The sequence below is a fragment of the candidate division KSB1 bacterium genome (assembly GCA_034505495.1).
GTDB lineage: Bacteria > Zhuqueibacterota > Zhuqueibacteria > Residuimicrobiales > Krinioviventaceae > Fontimicrobium_A.
Genome location: JAPDQV010000003.1, coordinates 65192 through 83930 on the forward strand (window position 1 = coordinate 65192; position 18739 = coordinate 83930).

20 protein-coding genes and 1 riboswitch are annotated in these 18739 nt (G+C 51.9%); of the genes, 9 read left to right on the forward strand and 11 right to left on the reverse strand.

The features are described from left to right. The first annotated feature begins 37 nt into the window (after nt 1–37). Nucleotides 38–787 carry a hypothetical protein gene (locus ONB24_02250; GenBank protein ID MDZ7314924.1) on the forward strand — a complete coding sequence of 250 codons (750 nt, stop codon included), beginning with the start codon at nt 38–40 and terminating at the stop codon, nt 785–787. Between the two features lie 4 nt (nt 788–791). Here the strand turns inward: ONB24_02250 and ONB24_02255 are convergent, their stop codons facing one another. Further along, entirely contained in the window at nt 792–1523 is a 732-nt protein-coding gene (locus ONB24_02255) for a DapH/DapD/GlmU-related protein (protein ID MDZ7314925.1), read from the reverse strand. Between the two features lie 43 nt (nt 1524–1566). On the opposite strand from ONB24_02255, the gene ONB24_02260 reads away from it, so the two are divergent. Continuing rightward, nucleotides 1567–1776: a hypothetical protein gene (locus tag ONB24_02260; GenBank protein ID MDZ7314926.1), complete on the forward strand. Its 210-nt coding sequence runs from the start codon at nt 1567–1569 to the stop codon at nt 1774–1776. Nucleotides 1777–1800: 24 nt separating this feature from the next. Here the strand turns inward: ONB24_02260 and ONB24_02265 are convergent, their stop codons facing one another. Continuing rightward, nucleotides 1801–2325 (reverse strand): HAD family hydrolase, encoded by a 525-nt coding sequence (locus ONB24_02265; protein MDZ7314927.1) that lies wholly within the window; start codon nt 2323–2325, stop codon nt 1801–1803. After that, on the reverse strand, nt 2322–3332 hold the full coding sequence (rfaE1, locus tag ONB24_02270) for a D-glycero-beta-D-manno-heptose-7-phosphate kinase (GenBank protein MDZ7314928.1): 1011 nt from the start codon (nt 3330–3332) through the stop codon (nt 2322–2324). Before rfaE1 ends, ONB24_02265 begins: the two co-directional genes overlap by 4 nt. A gap of 78 nt (nt 3333–3410) precedes the next feature. Further along, nucleotides 3411–3592, forward strand: a riboswitch (Lysine riboswitch). Between the two features lie 138 nt (nt 3593–3730). On the opposite strand from rfaE1, the gene lysC reads away from it, so the two are divergent. The 6 genes from lysC to ONB24_02300 are packed head-to-tail and all read left to right on the forward strand — an operon-like array spanning nt 3731 to nt 10241. Then, a complete protein-coding gene (gene lysC / locus ONB24_02275) occupies nt 3731–5113 on the forward strand; it encodes a lysine-sensitive aspartokinase 3 (GenBank protein MDZ7314929.1) in 1383 nt (460 codons plus the stop codon). A gap of 7 nt (nt 5114–5120) precedes the next feature. After that, nucleotides 5121–5852, forward strand: a complete 732-nt coding sequence (gene dapB, locus ONB24_02280) for a 4-hydroxy-tetrahydrodipicolinate reductase (GenBank protein MDZ7314930.1) — start codon at nt 5121–5123, stop codon at nt 5850–5852. Between the two features lie 36 nt (nt 5853–5888). Beyond that, on the forward strand, nt 5889–6785 hold the full coding sequence (gene dapA / locus ONB24_02285) for a 4-hydroxy-tetrahydrodipicolinate synthase (GenBank protein MDZ7314931.1): 897 nt from the start codon (nt 5889–5891) through the stop codon (nt 6783–6785). Nucleotides 6786–6804: 19 nt separating this feature from the next. Continuing rightward, nucleotides 6805–7653, forward strand: a complete 849-nt coding sequence (dapF, locus tag ONB24_02290; GenBank protein ID MDZ7314932.1) for a diaminopimelate epimerase — start codon at nt 6805–6807, stop codon at nt 7651–7653. Between the two features lie 10 nt (nt 7654–7663). Then, nucleotides 7664–8899, forward strand: coding sequence for an LL-diaminopimelate aminotransferase (locus tag ONB24_02295; GenBank protein MDZ7314933.1), 1236 nt, complete (start codon nt 7664–7666; stop codon nt 8897–8899). A 22-nt stretch (nt 8900–8921) separates the two neighbouring features. Continuing rightward, a complete protein-coding gene (locus ONB24_02300) occupies nt 8922–10241 on the forward strand; it encodes a diaminopimelate decarboxylase (protein ID MDZ7314934.1) in 1320 nt (439 codons plus the stop codon). On the opposite strand, the gene ONB24_02305 is transcribed toward ONB24_02300, so the two are convergent. From ONB24_02305 to ONB24_02315, 3 genes are all read right to left on the reverse strand, one after another. Continuing rightward, nucleotides 10231–12417, reverse strand: a complete 2187-nt coding sequence (locus tag ONB24_02305; GenBank protein MDZ7314935.1) for a DUF5060 domain-containing protein — start codon at nt 12415–12417, stop codon at nt 10231–10233. The genes ONB24_02300 and ONB24_02305 overlap by 11 nt on opposite strands. Before the next feature lie 121 nt (nt 12418–12538). After that, entirely contained in the window at nt 12539–13474 is a 936-nt protein-coding gene (locus ONB24_02310) for a hypothetical protein (GenBank protein ID MDZ7314936.1), read from the reverse strand. Nucleotides 13475–13606: 132 nt separating this feature from the next. Beyond that, nucleotides 13607–14551 carry a M23 family metallopeptidase gene (locus ONB24_02315; protein ID MDZ7314937.1) on the reverse strand — a complete coding sequence of 315 codons (945 nt, stop codon included), beginning with the start codon at nt 14549–14551 and terminating at the stop codon, nt 13607–13609. Between the two features lie 470 nt (nt 14552–15021). On the opposite strand from ONB24_02315, the gene ONB24_02320 reads away from it, so the two are divergent. Further along, complete coding sequence (locus tag ONB24_02320; protein MDZ7314938.1) at nt 15022–15378, forward strand: hypothetical protein; 357 nt, start codon at nt 15022–15024, stop codon at nt 15376–15378. 139 nt (nt 15379–15517) lie between these two features. On the opposite strand, the gene ONB24_02325 is transcribed toward ONB24_02320, so the two are convergent. Genes ONB24_02325 through ONB24_02345 form a run of 5 tightly spaced genes read right to left on the reverse strand, consistent with a single transcriptional unit; the run spans nt 15518 to nt 18694 of the window. Further along, complete coding sequence (locus ONB24_02325; GenBank protein ID MDZ7314939.1) at nt 15518–15655, reverse strand: CcmD family protein; 138 nt, start codon at nt 15653–15655, stop codon at nt 15518–15520. Continuing rightward, nucleotides 15652–16335, reverse strand: coding sequence for a cytochrome c biogenesis protein (locus ONB24_02330; protein MDZ7314940.1), 684 nt, complete (start codon nt 16333–16335; stop codon nt 15652–15654). Before ONB24_02330 ends, ONB24_02325 begins: the two co-directional genes overlap by 4 nt. Continuing rightward, on the reverse strand, nt 16336–16986 hold the full coding sequence (locus tag ONB24_02335; GenBank protein ID MDZ7314941.1) for a heme exporter protein CcmB: 651 nt from the start codon (nt 16984–16986) through the stop codon (nt 16336–16338). A gap of 5 nt (nt 16987–16991) precedes the next feature. Then, nucleotides 16992–17687: a heme ABC exporter ATP-binding protein CcmA gene (gene ccmA / locus ONB24_02340; protein MDZ7314942.1), complete on the reverse strand. Its 696-nt coding sequence runs from the start codon at nt 17685–17687 to the stop codon at nt 16992–16994. Nucleotides 17688–17746: 59 nt separating this feature from the next. Then, a complete protein-coding gene (locus tag ONB24_02345) occupies nt 17747–18694 on the reverse strand; it encodes a hypothetical protein (protein MDZ7314943.1) in 948 nt (315 codons plus the stop codon). Between the last annotated feature and the right edge of the window lie 45 nt (nt 18695–18739).

The window sequence follows — 18739 nt, forward strand, 5'->3', positions numbered from 1 at the left end:
CGCCGATGTTGCTGTTCAGGTTGGTGGGAGTAAAATCATGCACAAAAGAACAATTTCACTGTTGAGCGTATTTTTTGCGGCAGCTTTTCACTTAGAGCTTTTTGCGTCAGACATTTTCTTCAGACAGCAGATTCGGCAGGAGGCCGTCACTCCTTCAGGGCAGATCCGAACGACAGTTGAAGATACGGCCGTTGTATGGTTGACCGGCGGAAGAGCCTCGATCAACAGCCGCGAATACAAAACCGTGCTTGATTGGCAAAAAAAGCTGCTTCTGATTGCCGATCATAGAAAAAAGACCATCGTACAGATTTCGCTCGATTTCGACAGGCCGATCGAACAGGCGGCTGCGGGAATGAGTCCCCAGGAACGCGCAGAATTCCAAAGAATGATGGGGCAGACGGCCGACCTTCGGGTTTCTGTACAAGCGATAAACGAGCGCAGAACGATCGGTCGATGGGAATGCCGCAAATATGTGCAAACCTTAGAATCGGGCGCGACCAAAATCAATACGGAGATTTGGGCGACGCAGGACATAGCGGCGGATGAACAGCTCTACGCCATCTATTCTGCGGCACTTTTCGCACAGATTCCCGGCGTCGGGCCTAATTTAAAGTCCGTGATGGAGGAGATGAAAAAGATCAAGGGCGTTTACGTTTTGCTGCTGCAGCAGAGGGAGATGATAGGCCAAACCTCTACGAGCCGCATTGAGCTTTTGGAATATCGTGAGGCTGCCGCGCCGGCCGATGCGTTTGCCATGCCGGCCGATTATCGGAAGCAGGCGCTTTGAGGGGTCAGTTAGAGTTCTCCTCGTTTGCTTGTTCTTCGAGGCGACGAACATTCGGCGGGTTCCAGCCGACGACGGAGCGGCTGCGAATACGGGTCAAATAGGGAGAAAGAACGGTGCCGGGGAGAACGCGCACGTCGTCCTCGATTTTAATGGCGCCCATGCCGGTACCGGCGCCGATGATGCAGCGGTTTCCGATCTCGATCAGGCCGTAACGAAAGCGCCCTCCGCCTTCATAGGCATGAACGGTCAAGCGTGAAAAAGCGCCGATGAGCGTGTTGTCGCCGATAAAAATCAACTCCGGGCGAAAGTGATCCAGCCAAACGCCCTGCATGATTTCAGTGTTTTTGCCGATGTGCACGCCCATAAACCGAAGGAACTTGTTCTTCAGCGGGGTGCCCTTCATAATCAACGACAGAATAAGTTGAAGGAACAAAAGTATGCGGCGCGGAGTCGAAACGTTGAGCTTTCGCCAATTGATCGCGTTTTTCTCTTCCGGAAGGCCGAGACCGTGGAAAGTGTAGTGGCGTTTTACGGGCGTCAGAAACTGCTCGAGAGCGCGGCGGCCTTCAGGCGTACGCGGATCGAGATGGTCGACCGGCACCCCCTGGCCGCCCGAACTCTTTGAGATATAAATTTGGCGGCCTTTACGTCTTCCCAGCTTGACGGCGCGTAAGACCATTTCGGTCGTTACTTTACGCATGACCTCTTCGGGTGAAAGATCCCGAAAGCGTTTCATAACAGCCTCCAAAACTCAATTCGAACGTTACGGAGTCGGCTATATGACAATTAACGAGGTTGTCGCCAAACATCGCGATTTTTTTATGAAAATTCCCGGCATTACGGGAATCGGCGTCGGCAGGGAAGGGGAAAAGGAAGTCATTGTCGTGCTGGTTATCGAAAGCCGTCGACAATTGCTGCGCCGAATTCCTGGAGAGCTTGAGGGTTTTCCGGTTGTTATTCGCGAAAGCGGCGCAATCGAGGCTCTGTAAACCGCTGTCCGACCTGAAAAGCGTCTATTCGAGCGAAAGGATCCACTGCGCCGCTTCGGAAAGGCTGCACGCCGTAAAGTCTGCAGCTGATTCGCCGGTATCCTGAAGCAGACGCACGGTGCGGCATCCTGCGGCGTGTCCGGCCTGAACGTCCTCTTCTTTGTCGCCCACCATAAACGACGCCTGCAGATTGATGCCGTACTCTTTGTGCGCCGTCAGCAGCATGATTGGCGACGGTTTACGGCAGCCGGAAATGGGGTTATTGGGGTCATCCAGGCAGTAATAAACCGCAGTAAAAAGCTCGGGTCCGAGCAGATCAAGCGTTCTTTCGTTGACCAGCGTGACCTGTTCTTCGGTTATCAGGCCGCGGCCGACGCCCGACTGGTTGCTGATAATGAACAGGCAAAAGCCCGCCGCATGAAGCAGGCGACAGGCTTCCGCAGCGCCCGGCATGAGAGTCACTTTTTCCGGATCGCCGTTGTAAGGCACGTTTACGATCAATGTGCCGTCGCGATCGAAAAAGACGGCTTTTTTCAGATATGCCTTCATGTCCTGCCGACAAAAAGGGTACTGTTCGAGGCGAGCTCTGCTCGCAGCTCTTCCGGCGTGACCGTTGCCGTGCCGAGTTTGCCGACGACGATGCCCGCCGCGTGGTTTGCGATTTCCGCCGCCTCGACGGCTGAAAGGCCCGCTGCCAGCGCAGCGGTGACAAAGGCAATGACCGTATCGCCCGCGCCGGAAACATCGTAAACATCGCGGGCGCGCGTCGGCGTGTGATAAGGTTCGTTCGGCGGATCGAACAGCATCATCCCTTCCTCGCCCATCGTGATCAGAAGCAAAGAAACCCGCCACTTTTCCAAAAGCAGCCTGCCGACTTTGATCAGCTCTTCGTGTTCTTCGCTCTCAGGTAATCCCAACCACTGGAAAGCCTCTTTGCGGTTCGGCTTGACCAGCGTCACCCCCGACCAATCCAGAGGGTTGTTCGGATTCGGATCCACCGTAATGATGCGCATGTGCTCTTCCGCCAACGCCACGAGTCCGTCGAGCAGCGGCTGCGTGATAAAGCCTTTGCCGTAATCTTCGACGATGACGGCGTCGATCGAGGAAAACAGCGGCCTGATCCGTTCCAATACCGTCTCGACTTCTTCAGGCCGGATCAGCCGCCTTTTTTCGCGGTCGACACGCACCACCTGCTGATGTCTGGCGATGATCCGTGTTTTGACGATCGTGTGAAAATCATCCGCCTGAAAAACCGCTTCGTTCGAAATGTTGCTGCGTCCAAACAACTCGAGCAGTTTTTCGCCGGCCGCGTCGTTTCCCAACAACCCGCCGAGAGCGGTTCGGATGCCGAAATCCGCCAGATTTCTCGCCACATTGGCTGCCCCGCCTGGATACCAGCTCTCGCCGGTCACCTGCACGACAGGCACCGGCGCCTCGGGGGATATGCGGTCTACCTTGCCCCAAATAAATTCGTCGAGCATGAGGTCGCCCAACACCAGAATGCGCTGCTTTTGTAACAAGCTGATGATTTCATCGATCCGCTGCAGAGAATCCATCGGTTATCCTTCAGTCTTTACTCGCGCCAAAGAGCTTGCATAATTTACAAAGAATGCTTATTTTTTCAATCAGAATATCGACCAAATAGAGGCGCCCGACGCAAAAGTATTCTTTTGGAGAAGCGACGGCTTTGACGAAGAAAGAAGAAAGGGCGAAGGGCCGAAACGATGCAGATCCGTCGACTGCGTCGTTGGGCCGGCATGTGAATAACTGCCGGACTGTCACGGGCAAAGAAGGTTCGTGGAGCGCTATTTGGCTGATCGCTTATGCTGCACATGAGCTGATGCAGTCAAAAAGGCTTCCCTTCTTGCGGGCGGCCATTTTTTTTATCAGCCCGTAACCTGGTTTATTTCCACGTGCCAAACTGCCAATCGATTTAGGAAAGGAAGGGAACAACATGCTGGTAATGAAATTCGGCGGCACTTCCGTCGGCAATGCGGCTGCCATGCAAAGAGTCTGTTCGATCATCGCCGGACGTTCGGCGCAAAAGCCGGTCGTCGTTACTTCCGCGGTCGGCGGTGTGACCAATAAGCTGGTTCGCCTGGCCAAGTTGGCGGGGCAAGGCGAACGAAAAGATGCCGAATCACTTTTGGAAGAAATTATAGTCCAGCACCGAACCATCGCCGAGGAACTTGATCTGTTTACCGATCAAGTTTTTGCAGCCGCTTTCCAACAGGCGGAAATTTTGCTGCGCGATGCGGTCGCCCGCGTATTTACCGACGGCAGACTCATTGATGAATCCTATGACGCCGTCATCAGCACCGGTGAATTCTTTACCGCCAACATGCTGCCGGCAGTGCTCCGAAAGAACGGTCTTGCCGCCGTTTTTGCCGATGCCCGCGCAATGATGATGACCGACGACCACTTTGGAGCGGCGCGGCCGTTGCTCGAGGAATCGACGCCCCGCGCCCGCAGCATACTGGTGCCGCTTGTAGAAAGCGGCAAAATTCCTGTAACCCAAGGCTTTGTCGGTTCAACGCTCGACGGCCGCACCACGACTTTAGGGCGCGGCGGCTCCGACTATTCGGCTACCCTTTTCGGCGCCATGCTGCAGGTAGGGCTTGTGGAAATATGGTCGGACGTCGACGGCGTACTCACTGCCGACCCCTCTTTGGTCCCCGATGCCCATCGTATCCGCTACATGAGCTTTCAGGAAGCGGCAGAATTGGCCTATTTCGGCGCCAGAGTCCTTCATCCCGCAACATTGGCACCCGCCGTAGAGCGCGACATGACGGTCAAGGTGCTCAATTCGATGAATCCATCCTTCGACGGTACGGCCATCTCCAAGCATCGGCCTGTAGACGCGCTTCACGAAGGCCGCGTAAAGTCCATTGCCTATAAGGAAGGACTCACGGTGATTACCGTCATTTCGGACCGCATGCTCATGGCGTACGGCTTTATGGCCAAGGTCTTTTCGGTTTTTGAAAAGTACGAAACGTCGGTCGATTTGGTCGCCACTTCTGAGGTCAGCGTATCGATGACGATCGACAACACCCGGCGCCTCGAAGAGATTGTCGCCGAGCTCACGCAAATCGGCAGCGTGCAGGTAGAAAAAGGAAAAGCGATCGTCTGCCTGGTCGGCGACGGTCTCAAAAAAGCCAAGGGAATACCCGGCCAGGTTTTCGGTCTTTTACAGGATACGCGTATTTCGTTGATTTCGCAGGGCGCTTCGGAAATCAATCTGAGTTTTGTCATCGACGAAGATGACTTAAAGCGCGTGGTGCCTCGGCTGCATGATTATTTTTTCCAAGGTGAATTGGATCCAAGGGTCTTTGCATGAGGTGAATATGAACATCGCCATTTTGGGGTACGGGCGCATGGGCAAAGAGGTCGAACGCCAGGCGGCCCTGCGCGGCCATCGTATCACGGCAGTTTTCGATGTCAACGACCATTTCAGCCGCGACAGCGACTGCCGCGGCGCCGAAGTGCTGATCAGCTTTGTCACGGCGGATGCTGTAATCGATAATGCCCGTGCGGCTGCGCTGCTCGGACTCCCGCTCGTCGAAGGAACTACCGGATGGTATGATCGTATGGAGGAGGTGCGCGCCATTCCTGACCTGACCATGCTCTACAGTCCCAACTTTTCCATCGGCGTCTATCTGTTTACCTTGATCGTCGGACGGACTGCGCAACTGTTGGCGAACACTTGCGCGTATGACTGTTTCATTCATGAAATTCACCATCGCGGCAAAGCCGACAGTCCAAGCGGTACGGCGAAAAAGCTTGCCGAAGTGGTTCTAAAGAATTTTCCGGACAAGAAAAAAGTCCTCGCCGAGACCAGCCGCGGCGTCATTGATCCTGAAGCGCTTCATGTCACTTCATCGCGTGCCGGTCGAGTGCCCGGAACCCACATGGTATGCTTTGATTCGGATGCCGATGAGATTTTGCTGCAGCATACGGCCCACGGACGCGAGGGCTTTGCATTGGGCGCGGTTCGCGCCGCCGAATGGCTGGTGGGACGCAAAGGCATTTTCACGATGGATGATTTTATGAACGACATTGCCCCATTGGGCAAATGAGTCTGAAAAACGATTTTCAACCATGCGAGGTAAGCCATGAGCAAAGAGAGCAGCCATTTCCGCGGCGTTACCGTGGCGCTGATTACGCCCTTCAAAAGCGATTTTTCGGTGGATGAGGCGCGACTGCGGCGCCTGGTCGATTGGCACATCGAGCAGGGGACCGACGTTATTCTCGCCTGCGGCACTACGGGCGAGAGCGCTACCTTGAGTCATGAAGAGCATCGACGGGTGATCGACATCGTCATCGAGCAGGCGGCAAAACGAATTCCGGTACTGGCGGGTGCCGGCAGCAATTGCACGGACGAAGCCGTTTCGCTCACCGTACATGCAGAACAATCCGGCGCCGACGGCATCCTCTCCGTCGCCCCCTACTACAACAAGCCGACACAACGCGGTCTGTACGAACACTTTAAAGCGATTGCACAGGCAACCAAACTGCCGGTGATTCTTTACAACGTGCCGGGCCGCACGAGCAGCAATATTGCCGCGGAAACGGTGCTGCAGCTTGCAGAAATCCCGAACATCGTCGGCATAAAAGAGGCGAGCGGTAATTTTTCGCAGATCATGGAGATCTTGCGCCGCAGACCGCAGGGATTTCTGGTCCTCTCCGGCGATGATGCTTTGACGCTGCCGATGATGGCGCTCGGCGCCGAGGGCGTCGTTTCCGTCGTTGCCAATGAAGCGCCTGCCATGATGAAGCAGATGGTTCTTGCAGCGGCAAACGGTGATTGGGATTCCGCACGCGCCCTGCATTTTAAATTGTTACCGCTCATGGAAGCAAATTTTTGGGAGAGCAATCCCATTCCGGTCAAAGCTGCCTGCGCCATGATGGGTTTGGCGGAAGACGTGCTGCGGCTGCCTTTGGTGCCGATGAGCGAGGCCAACCGCGAAAAATTGCGGCGGCTGCTGCTCGAACTCGGTCTGATCTCATGACCCGCGGAAAGGAGAAAAGTTGAAATTTTTCAAATACCACGGATTAGGGAACGACTATCTTGTGCTGGATCCCGCTCAAGTCGGCCGTGAGTTGACGCCGTCCGAAGTTCGCTTAATCTGCCATCGCAATTACGGCCTCGGGTCGGACGGCATTCTCTGGGGCCCCCTGCCGAGCGGACGCGCCGAATTCGGCCTGCGCATTTTCAATCCGGACGGCAGCGAGGCGGAAAAGTCCGGCAATGGTCTGCGCATTTTCAGCCGCTTCCTTTACGACAGCGGCTTGGTTAAGGATCAGCCTTTTCGGCTGGACACGCTCGGCGGCGTGGTCTGTGCGCAGGTATTGGAGAACGGGAGGATGGTTCAGGTCGAAATGGGACGGGTAACGTTCGACAGCCGCGAAATCCCGGTCACCGGTCCGCCGCGTGAAGTTCTCAACGAAACAATGACGATTAAAGACCGAGAATTCCGCTTTTGCGCCGCTTCCATCGGCAATCCGCACTGCGTTCTGCCTTTACAGGAGGTGTCGGAAGAACTGGCGCGCACCTACGGCCCGCTCATTGAAACAAACGAGCGTTTTCCGAACCGAACCAATGTGCAGTTTATGCAGGTCCTCGACCGCGGCAACATCCGCATCGAGATTTGGGAGCGGGGCGCCGGCTATACCTTGGCCTCCGGAAGCTCGAGCTGCGCCGCTGCCGCCGTCGCAAGAAGGCTCGGCTTGGTCGACTCCCAAGTTACCGTACACATGCCGGGAGGACAGCTCAAAATTTCCATTGGAGAAGATTTCAGCATCAATATGACCGGCCCTGTGGTGCGCGTGGGGCAAGGTGAAATCGATGCGGAAGCGTTTGCCGTGACCGTAGATTGAGGATACACTTATGGCCAAACTAAACCGGAATTACGATCAGCTCGCAGCGGGATACCTTTTCCCCGAGATCGCCAGAAGGGTGCGCGCTTTTGCTGCCGAACACCCGAACGTAAAGATCATGAGACTGGGCATCGGCAACACCACCGAACCCTTGACGCCGACGGTGGTCAAAGCGCTTCATTACGGTGTCGAGCGCCTTGCCCATCGGGAAACCTATCGCGGTTACGCTGACGATTCAACCGGCGAACCGGAGATGAAAAAGGCGCTGCAGGAGTTTTACCGAAGAAGGGGTATTGAACTCGACCTTTCGGAGATCTTTGTTTCCGACGGTGCTAAACCGGATTCCGGCAACATCCAGAGCATCTTTGGGCCCGACAACGTCGTTGCCGTTCAAGATCCTGCCTATCCGGTCTATGTCGATTCGAATGTGATCGCCGGACGCAGCAGCGGCTATGACGCGCAAAAAGGACTCTATAAGGGCTTCATCTACATGCCTTGTACGGCGGAGAACGAGTTCTTTCCCGATCTCCCCAAACAAAAGGTGGATTTAATCTATCTCTGCAGTCCGAACAACCCCACCGGCGCAGTAGCGCGAAAAGAGCAGTTGTCCCGCTTTGTCGATTATGCGCGCGCCGAAAAAGCCGTGATTATCTTTGACGCCGCCTATTCGGCCTTTATTCGCGATCCGAATCTGCCGCATTCCATCTATGAAATTCCCGGCGCCAAAGAGTGCGCCATCGAGATCAACAGCTTTTCGAAAATTGCCGGCTTTACCGGCGTACGCCTCGGATGGAGTATCGTTCCCAGGGATTTGCTCACAGAAGACGCGCCCGCCGGCAAGGCGAACGCGTTGTGGACGCGGCGGCAGAATACGTTTTTCAACGGCGCTTCCAATATCGTTCAGTGGGGCGGCATTGCCGCACTTTCCGAGGAGGGGTGGAAAGAGTGTTTGGCGCTGGCGGACTATTATCTGTACAATGCGCACCTCATCAAAACCGGACTGCAGGAGATCGGCTTTATATGCTACGGCGGCGATAATGCTCCCTATGTCTGGGTCAAGACGCCTAACGGTCTCAGCTCATGGGAATTTTTCGACGTTTTGCTGCATCAGGCGCATGTCGTCGGAACGCCGGGCGCCGGTTTCGGCCCCAGCGGTGAAGGCTATCTGCGTTTAAGCGCCTTCGGCCACCGAGAAGACGTCGAAGAAGCCGTGGAAAGCATCCGGAAAAACATTCGATTGAACTGACGAGGAAACCAGCGGAAACGAAATGAATCTTTTACCTTACAGCGGCGTGAACAGCCAAATCATTGCCGAAGCGGCGCAACGCTTCGGAACCCCGCTCTATTTATACGATGAGCAGACCATCGTTCATAAATGTCGCGAGTTGCTTGAAATGCCCAATGCTTTCGGTCTGCGCGTGAGCTATGCCATGAAGGCGAACGCCAACCGCGCCATCCTTCAGCTGATAGCGAACATGGGCCTGCATTTCGACCTCAGTTCGGTTTACGAAGGGCTTCGCGCCCATGCCGCCGGCATTCCTTATGACCGCATGATGTTGACCACTCAGGATGTTCCGACCGGTGAGGCGCGCCTGCAGTTGCAGGAGATGATGCTGCAGGGTATGAAGTATAACGTCTGCTCGCGCCGCCAGTTGGAACTTGTCGCCGATTTTGCCGCGGAGCATCGCCTCAAGCTTGCTCTGCGCATTCATCCCGGCGTCGGAGCCGGAGAATCGGTCACCCGCAACACCGGCGACAAATACAGCTGTTTCGGCATCCATATGGACGATCTCGAATCTTGCCTCGATTTTGCCGCCCGAAAAGGGCTGATCTTTGACGAAGTCCATACCCACATCGGTTCCGGCGGCGACCCGCATCTATGGCGTGAGAACATTGATCGCGAGTTGGGATATGTCGAAAAGTATTTCCCGGATGCGGAAACGGTCAATCTCGGCGGTGGTTTTAAAGAGGCCCGCATGCCGGACGAAAAGCCCGCGGATATTCAGGATTTAGGCCGCTACGCCCGCGATCGGTTTCAGGCCTTTTTTCTACGCACCGGACGAAAGTTGCGGATGGCCGTCGAGCCGGGAACTTTTATTATGGCAAATGCCGGCTTTTTAGTGACCTCGGTACTCGACAAAAAGTCGACTGGAGACGACGGCTTTAAATTCATCATCGCCGACGGCGGCATGGAAACCAACACGCGGCCGCTTCTTTACGGTTCGCGGCATCCGTTTTACGTTGTCTCGCAGGACGGAAGGCTACTTTCCAGCGAATTTGATCTGAGCGAGCTGTATCCCGAAACCGATTATCGCGTCGTGGTGGGGCGATGCTGCGAGAGCGGTGATTCGCAGAGCCTCGATGCCCAGGGTCACATCATTCCCCGGCTGATGGCTGATCCTAAAATCGGCGACTATCTCGTCATCGGCGGCGCCGGCGCTTATGTTTCGTACATGACGTTGGTCAATTACAACTCTTACCTGCAGCCGCCTGAAGTGCTGCTGAGGCGGGACGGATCTCTGCAGCTGATCCGCCGCAGGCAGACATTGGAGCAGATGGTCGCCAACGAGCTTCCGCTCAACGTATAAAGCTGATTTTCCCCTTGGCTACGATTCGCTCACTTTCCGGCGAATGAATGACATAAAAATAAATTCCGGATGGGGCTGGTTCTCCCTGAAAAGTTTTTCCGTCCCAAATTAAGAGCGGTTCCGCCGCTTTTTCCTTCCAAATCATCCGGCCGAGCGTGTCAAAAATGACAAGCTGAATGGCCTCTTTTCCCAAGGGATTGGGAAACACGACGCATCCGTTTGCAGGGTTGGGATAGGGACCGGTAGCGACAGGCGCGAAATCCGCCTCTAAAGACTGCTCTTGGAAGGAGCCGTCGGTATCAATCTGCCGGATGATAAAAGTCCAGCGTGCGGCAAAAGGCGGCCGATGTGCAAAAGAGTACTCTTTTGGCTCGTTGGAAGTCCCCGCACCCGGCATAAAACCGACGCGCTCCGGTGAGCCGTTTCCAAGTCTGCGATAGATTTCAAAGCCCAAGTTATTACTCTCGGAAAGCGTCTGCCAGAAAAGCAGGACCGTATCCCTCTGTATCCGCACTTCCAATTTTCCCCATTCCACTGGAGTTGACGGAGTGACAGTTTCTTTAAACGCATAAAAGACAATGTCCTGATCGAATGTCGGCGTCTTGAAGCGATGCCATCCTTCGGCGCGCGCCTCGTAACGCGTGCTGTTGCCGAGCCACTCGCCCGTCTTGGGATTATAGAAGCGATAACCGAGGGTCGTTTTCCCCAAGTATAGATCGAATTCGATGCGGCTTTTGTTTTGTTGTGTAAAAAGATAAGCGACGAGTTCATCATCGCCGCGGCGACAAAGAAAGCCTTTTCCATTTAAAAGTCTTAACTCGTCGGATGATTGGAGAGCATTGACATCTTGAAGCTGATCGACAAAGCGGATGAAAAAAGAATGCTGACGGGTAATCTCGTTGGGGAGAGAACGAATGTCGCTCCAATGTTCTTCGGAAATGCCCGCGGCGCCGAGCGTCAACGCCGACCAGAACGTGGCGCGGTGCCAATTGCGATAATCCTCTTCGGTATAAAAGTGCGTCGCATCGTTCTCCCACGGGCCGATTTCATTCCAAATGTAAGGCATGTTATATTTAAAGTAATATGGAGCATATCTCTTGTCGTTATGAATCGCCCAATACATAAAGTCCCATTGATCCGGCCAGCACTTATAGCGCAGATGCGCATGGCAAAGATCCAAGCCGTAGGGCGCTGTATACATCTCTGAGGCTCCGATTAAGAGATTGTATGGATCGGCCTGCTGAATGATTCTGCGATAAACCTCCGTTTGCCTGGCTGCGGAAAATTTGAATTTTTCCGCTTCGTTCCAAAGTTCCCAAATGATATTTGGAAAGGCCGCATATCTCTTGACAATATATTCGAGATAGAATTTTGTCTCTTTTGTAAAAGTATATTCATTCCAAGGCTCCAAAAGAAGCCAATCTGCCGAAGCCGGCGTTTGCAGGGACCAATCGGTATTTTGTTTACGCTTGCCCCATACATCAAAGAGCGTTATCTGAAGGTTGATGCCGTTCCACATTGCCGCTTGGACGATTTCATCCATGGCCTTAAAGAAAGCGAGATTCATATCGCGTAAGTTGTAATCCAAAGGGAGCACCTGAACCTTGAAAACCGCACCGTTCAGTCCCAATTGGGAAATGTCTTGAAAGTATTTTCGACAAAGAGAGAGATAGGTTTGTGTGTCGAGTCTTTCCGGATAGCTTAATTCCTGCAGATCGTTGGTCCCGAAAGGCCGCATGATGCAAAGATATTTTCCGCCGTGCCAGAAGAGGGGTGTGCCGTCTTCATAGCGCAGTTTGCGCGGATTGTAGGGGTCGATGCGGATATGGCCATGAATTTTAGGGTGGGTTTGCGCCGTGCAGGTAAATTCGCTTGCACCGGCAGCGTTGCCGAAACGCCAGCGAACCTGCCATTGACCGATCCGGTCCGGCATAAACCGGATCTTCCATTGCCTGTCTCCGTCATAGAAGCCGCTCACGGGAACCTCGATGCGGCCTGGAGAGACAAAGACTGCATCGACAGACTGATCATACGGATTGGCGATCGAGACATTTTCGTCAAAAGTTATCTCAAGGACATGATAACGGGGTACCGGCGTCGGAGAGAGCGTGACGGTCAATCCCCAAAGAGCAAAAGGGGAAATGAGAAAAAGGCAAAAAAGTTTGATGCCCTGCATAATGTTGTCCGTCGAAAAAGGCTTTAGCTCTAATCATTAGCAAACCTAATGCCTGGACGGCTTGTGTAAAACTGTCGACAATGATATAAGAAGCGGGGTGACGGACAGTGTATCAAAGGGATTAAGATCGCTGTTTTTTCAAGGTGTGCAGCAGCTTTTTCGCCTCGTCCAGTTTTTCGAGGACGCGCGGCGGCGCATCGGCCTGCGGCTGCAGCTCTGCAGCTTTGCGGGCATGATAGTATGCCCTTTGTGTCTCTTGTAACGCTGCGAAACAATGCGCCAGTTTGAGATGCAGGACAATTTCGTTAAAGTGATTGTTGAATTTTTGCGCCGTCACGGAATCCAATAATAGTTGATAAAGCTCCGCAGCTTCTTCAAACCGCCTTTGTTTCGCCGTCGCCTCCGCCTTCAGCCATAAAAAGAATCGACTCTTTGGAAAAGCAGATAATCCTTCATCGGCACATTTTTCCGCCAGCCGGTATTCCTTTTCCTGCATATAGATCCAGCCCAAATTGGACAGCGCCGGCCATTTGGAAAATCTGGAGGTATGATAAGCTTTTTTAATGTCCTCTATTCCTTCCTCACGCTGATCGGCAAAAAAAGGCAGCCAAGAAAAGATTCGCGTAAGATGGCTTCTCCAATATTTGTAACTGCCAATGGCAAGATAGGCGTCATTCCAAGAGTTGTCGATTTCAAGAACTTTTTGCAGTGTGCGCACGGCTCGAATCGAATAAGAGATGCCCTGCAAATATTTACCCGAGCGCGAAAAATGCAGGCCATAGTAAGAGAGTGCGCCGCCGCGATAAAAGAGCGCCTCAGAGTCATCGGCATTTTTTAAAAGAAGCGTATCGCAGATTTGCAGAGTTTTTTGCAGACTTTGCATGAACTCTTGTTCCCAAAGATTCGATTCGAAATCCAGCATCATGGAATGAAGGACTGCGGCTTTCAAAAAATAAGGAGCCGGTTTGGAGGGGCAGGATGTGAGGAGGGATTCGATCAGCGAAAAGGCTTGTTCATATTCTTCTGCAATCGCCTTTTCGATAATGGTCGAGCCCACATCCTCAATAGCCGACCTATTGCAAGGATCAGCCGAGGCCGGAATCGATGTAAAACAAAAAAGCGCCGATAAAATGGCGCTGTAAAATGCATGACGGTCAGTAAAAAAAGGGGTTATACAGTTTTTCAATACTTATTGATCTGCTTCGAGGATATAGTTAAGCGGGTCTTGAACAGATCCCATGTAATGGACTTCGTAATGCAAATGTGGTCCGGTTGCGCTTCCGGTATCTCCTACCGTGCCTATAACTTGTCCGCGTCGGACCTCCTGGCCTTCCTTAACTTCTACAGTTTTTAGATGTGCATAAAGTGTCAAATAACCTTCACCGTGGTCAATGGCTATGTATCTACCGTAACTTCTATTAGGATCGTGCTTTCCTACTACGGTCGTAACTCTTCCGTCTGCCGCGGCTACAACCGGCGTACCCCGTTTTGCTGAAATATCCTGGCCTTCATGATATTGGCGTATTCGGGTCAAGGGGTGAACACGCCAGCCGAAGCTGTCCGTAAACCGATATTCACCCTGGACCGGATTGATGGAAGGAATATGATTCCAGAGACTTTGATTCTCTTTTTCCTTCTTTTCAATCTCTTCCCGACTTTTCTGCACAAATTCAAGGCGTCTATCCAAGTCATCCAAAAATTTTGCTATTCTTGCCGCATTTACAACGTTGGCATCGACGGTCGACGGCTGAATACTTGCCAATGTATATTCGGAGGAAGCCAATCCGCCTCTTCCTAATTTTCGTTCATCTTCCGTATAATCGGTCATATCCAATATTTGCCGCAGCTGCTGATCCGAAGACTTGATAACTTCGACGTTCGTTTCGATCTTTTTCACTTTCTTTTCCATTTCGGCGAGCATCTGCCTGAGCTGCGTATTGGATTTTTTCAGCGATGCTATATTTGAATTATGGAAATAATTTGTGAAAAGGGCAATAATGCCGATCAAGAGGGCTGCAAAACAAACAACGAAAGCACTGGAAAGGACGATTACTTTTCTTAGATCTAAGCTGAATTCTCGAACTTCGGAACCCCCGGTCGAAAAATAAATCAGCTTAAAACGTTTGTTATGCATAAAGAGCCCTTTTGTTAAGACGATCGATCGATTGATTAAGCAGATTTACTCTTTTGCAATTTGGAAAAATTACACTAATTAATAATAGACAGACTTACGACTTGGCACAAAGAAAAGCAAAAAAGGCTTTTAAATATATAAACTGCCTCTTGGATTGTCAAGCGAAAAATCGTTAAACAGTAATACAAATAATTCACGATTGGCTCAAAATGAGACAAAACTTGGATTCATTCGCACTGCGAGGCCAGGTCCATTCTTACAGAATTTTTACTCGATAATGGTATGGTAATATATAAAAAAATTGCAAGTTGTCAATAAAAAATGACATTATTTGATAATGTTTTTGCGTTTTATTTGTAAAAAATTATGCTTGCTTTTTTAATTCTAAATAGGGATATTTGTATAGTATGAAAGATAAAAAATATATATATGCAATTTTGGCAGCGGCTCTTTTTTCGAGCGTATGCTTGATGGCCGGGGCGGTTATCGCCGATTTTCATGCTGAAAGCAGCCTGAACCGCGTTGACTTGAAATGGGTGGTAACGGCTGAAAGCCAGCTGAAGGGATACCGTATCATGCGCAGCTTGGACGGTGTCCAATTTCAAAAGCTTGCCTTCGTTCCTGCTGTGGGTGTGAATGGACGCGAATACACGTATCGATATTCAGACAATTCGGTATTCAAATCGGCCGGCAGGACTTTTTATTACAAGTTGGAGCTCGTGAATTTAGATGACACCTATACCGCATACGAAAAAGTGATTGTCGTCGCGCCGCAAATCTCCTCCGCCCGACATACTTGGGGCAGCCTCAAAGCAATGTTTAGATAAGTCCCCCCGCAATTCTAATCCCAACACGAATACCGCCAGCACTCTATCAATTTCTCCCATTTATTCAGTGCGATTAGTCGATTTTGTATCTTTCCATTTTTATTTAAATTAATTTTTCGAGCATACTCATTTGATTCCATCATCGTTTTAATTTTTCTTTTAGTTCTAAAAGCTGTTCCTCCAACTTGGTCAGTCGCCGTAGGATCGCCAAGAGGAAAATGAACAGTCCCGTCCAGATGGCCGAGTAGGCAAGAAAAAGATAACCCAACTTTGTCATATTTCGCCGTTTCTCCATTCTTTATCAAAAAGTTCAAGGTCCTTTTCGGCTCGAGAGATTTTATAGTTGATGTACAACAGGAGAATGAGCAGGAGAGTAAATCCGAAAAGCGCAATCATCAGGGTCGCAAGCATCGGAGCTTCCAGACCGCTGCCGCTTTTTCCGCCCAAGACCGGGGCAGGATGGAGGGTGCGCCACCATCGAATGGACATATAGACCAGAGGCACATCCAGAAAACCGATGATGCCAAAGACGGCGGCAAATCGCGCTCCCTTTTCGCCTGGTAAGGAGCTGCGCAGCATCAGATAAACGATAAAAATCAACCAGAGAACCAGTGAGGTGGTGAGGCGGGCGTCCCAAGTCCAAAAGACGTTCCACACCGGCTTTGCCCATAAAGGACCGCTGACAAGCACCAAAGTGAGGAAAAACACCCCCACTTCGCCGGCACTGTAGGCCAGAACGTCCCAATGACTTTTGCCGGTACGAAGAAAGGCTATGCCACCGACAAACACGACGGCAAATGCCAAAAAGGAAACCCAGGCGGCAGGGACATGAAAGTAGAAAATTCTTTGGATTTCCCCCATGGTTCGTTCTGTCGGCGCGTACAAAAAGGCAGCATAAAGAGCTGCCGTCATCCCTATGTAGGTAAATGCCGCAAGTATCACCAGCGATTTCTTCATTTACTCTTCCACAATATGTTCATACAGTAAAAAGGACGCCGTAATAAAGATGATGTCCACGGCGGCCAATATTTTAATCCAAGAACCCGCTTCTTTCAAGCCCGCGTCGGTCATCAATAGGGCTGATGCTTTTACTCCCGCAAGCAGAATCGGCACGATGACGGGAAAAAGCAGCAGCGGCAACATCACCTCCCGCGCTCGGCAGTGGGCGGCTATGGTCGAAAAAAGCGTGCCGACGGCAGAATAGCCGGCAACTCCAAGCAGGAGAACCGCAGCCAAGCCAAGCCGGTGTTCTCCCAGCGGCAGGTCGAACAATACAACAAGGAGCGGGATTAGAATCAAAAGTTCGAAAGAAATAAAAATCATATTGCCGATCCATTTGGCTGGAAAAATGGCCGAACGGTCGATTGGGCAGAGAAGCAATCCCTGCATCATGGCGTTTTCATATTCGCGGTTGAACGAACGAGCCAGTCCGATGTTGCCGGAAAACACGAGCAGAATCCATAGAATACCCGAACCGGCGGTTTTCAGCTCTTCGGAGCCGGGCTCAAAAATAAAGCCAAAGATTACCGCAATTACCAGGGAAAAGAGCAGCATACCGTTCAGAATCTCTTTGCTGCGCAATTCCACCAAGATATCTTTGTAAAGAATTGCGGCTATTTGAGCGATGGTTCGGATGGCAGCAGCATCTCCATTAATTCGGTTCTAAGCAGTCGATCGACCGGGCGATCGCAAACCAGTCTGCCGTGACGAAGGATCAGAACCCGTTGCGCCTTTTCGAGCGCATAGTCGATGTCGTGGAGGGTCAAGATGACGGTTCGCTTTTCGTCGAGAAATTTATCCAACATCGATTTTAATTTTTCACGGGCATACACGTCGAGGCCGGTAAACGGTTCGTCGAGGAGCAGAATCTCCGGATCGTGCAACAAGGCGCGCGCCAGCGAGGCCCTTTGCGCCATGCCGCGGGAAAAGGTTCGGATCCGCTTTCGACGATGTTCCCAAAGCCCAACTTCTTCAAGCAGAGTCTCGGCCCGCTCCGGCGGGACTCCGAACATCCGCGCATAGAAACGGAGGTTTTCTTCTGCCGTAAGATCGTCATAAAGGTATGTGTGGTGACTCATGACCCCGACCGCACGCCTCGTTTCCGCTGCATGTCGGCGGACCGATAACCCTTTGATAAAGATTTCGCCTGATGACGGCCGCGCCAAACCTGCCAGCAGCCGGATGAGCGTTGTTTTTCCGGCGCCGTTGGCGCCCAAAACGGCAATGAATTCCCCTGTGTCGATGTGAAAAGAGACATCGCATAAAGCGCACGCAGGTCCGAAAGACTTGCAGAGGTTGTCTGCTTTCACGATGCCGAATTTCGGTGTGCTTTGATCTGTTGTTGCGCACTTGTGCTGCATGCGAAAAGTCATTTCCGTTTTAAACGCGGGAAGGCGGCAGTGTTGGTCACGCGACTGAAAAGAAAACCGCCCGTCAAGAGCAAAACGCCCAAACTCATGGTCAAATAAGGTGAGACGCCTTCGGCAGAATGCCCCTCTTTTTTAAACAACACTGATAACGTTTGACCGGCGGCAAACTCTTCGCCGTGCCTGCGGCGATACCTTTTCCCGCGAATCACGAAATCACCCAAGTCCTGCAGCGAAGAAGAAAGACTCCATTGCTCGGAATGAATGAAAAGATCGAGATTGCGCGTCGGTACCGGAAACTGCAAAGACAAATGGATTTCATTGCGTGTAACGGCTATGGTGTAACTGAAAGACAGAGTTCGATTCCCCGGCGGCAAGACTCCGCGAACGGAAAGCGAATCGCCTTCGATCGCTAAATCGAAATCGCGCGTGAGTGGGGAGAAATCTGAAAGACCGGACGGCAGGGCAATGCGCAGGAGCGGTTCGTCGGCTTTGGAGACGATCGTCAACTTGCCGCCGTTCTGCAGCACGCGCATCTCACGGAAGTGAAGACGGTCTTGAGCCTCTTCAACAATCAGGTGATGCATTGGGACTGATAGGGATGTCCGTTCAGTGGTTGTATCGAAAATCACAAGGGTGATTAGACGCGGAGCTTGGGCAAAGTTCAATTTATCAGAATAATACCTTATCCCGGAATAGACTGAGGAAAAATAGCAGTCTGAACCGCTGTCTGCCGATGTAAGGCTGAATGAAGCGCAGCCGTCGGTTCCGGCATTTTTTTGATCGATGAGAACAGGCTCTTGAGAGGACGTCATAAAGCATAAAAGTTCCACCCGCGCACCGGCGACTCTCAGACTGTCGCGGGAGCCGTTGACGACGCACACTTTAAAGTCCGAAGCTGCAGAAAGTGAAACGCCAACAAGCCAAAAGAGGATAAAGCGATTCATCATTTTCCGTTCTTTTTATCGATACAATATATTCATTCCCCTTTAGAT

Coding starts and splice junctions, on each gene's coding strand:
- lysC (MDZ7314929.1), top strand. CDS start 3,731: ATGCTGGTAATGAAATTCGGCGGCACTTCCGTCGGCAATGCGGCTGCC.
- ONB24_02250 (MDZ7314924.1), top strand. CDS start 38: ATGCACAAAAGAACAATTTCACTGTTGAGCGTATTTTTTGCGGCAGCT.
- ONB24_02295 (MDZ7314933.1), top strand. CDS start 7,664: ATGGCCAAACTAAACCGGAATTACGATCAGCTCGCAGCGGGATACCTT.
- dapA (MDZ7314931.1), top strand. CDS start 5,889: ATGAGCAAAGAGAGCAGCCATTTCCGCGGCGTTACCGTGGCGCTGATT.
- ONB24_02300 (MDZ7314934.1), top strand. CDS start 8,922: ATGAATCTTTTACCTTACAGCGGCGTGAACAGCCAAATCATTGCCGAA.
- ONB24_02265 (MDZ7314927.1), bottom strand. CDS start 2,325: ATGAAGGCATATCTGAAAAAAGCCGTCTTTTTCGATCGCGACGGCACA.
- ONB24_02325 (MDZ7314939.1), bottom strand. CDS start 15,655: ATGACAAAGTTGGGTTATCTTTTTCTTGCCTACTCGGCCATCTGGACG.
- ONB24_02330 (MDZ7314940.1), bottom strand. CDS start 16,335: ATGAAGAAATCGCTGGTGATACTTGCGGCATTTACCTACATAGGGATG.
- rfaE1 (MDZ7314928.1), bottom strand. CDS start 3,332: ATGGATTCTCTGCAGCGGATCGATGAAATCATCAGCTTGTTACAAAAG.
- ONB24_02255 (MDZ7314925.1), bottom strand. CDS start 1,523: ATGAAACGCTTTCGGGATCTTTCACCCGAAGAGGTCATGCGTAAAGTA.
- ONB24_02320 (MDZ7314938.1), top strand. CDS start 15,022: ATGGCCGGGGCGGTTATCGCCGATTTTCATGCTGAAAGCAGCCTGAAC.
- ONB24_02260 (MDZ7314926.1), top strand. CDS start 1,567: ATGACAATTAACGAGGTTGTCGCCAAACATCGCGATTTTTTTATGAAA.
- ONB24_02315 (MDZ7314937.1), bottom strand. CDS start 14,551: ATGCATAACAAACGTTTTAAGCTGATTTATTTTTCGACCGGGGGTTCC.
- ONB24_02345 (MDZ7314943.1), bottom strand. CDS start 18,694: ATGATGAATCGCTTTATCCTCTTTTGGCTTGTTGGCGTTTCACTTTCT.
- ONB24_02305 (MDZ7314935.1), bottom strand. CDS start 12,417: ATGCAGGGCATCAAACTTTTTTGCCTTTTTCTCATTTCCCCTTTTGCT.
- dapB (MDZ7314930.1), top strand. CDS start 5,121: ATGAACATCGCCATTTTGGGGTACGGGCGCATGGGCAAAGAGGTCGAA.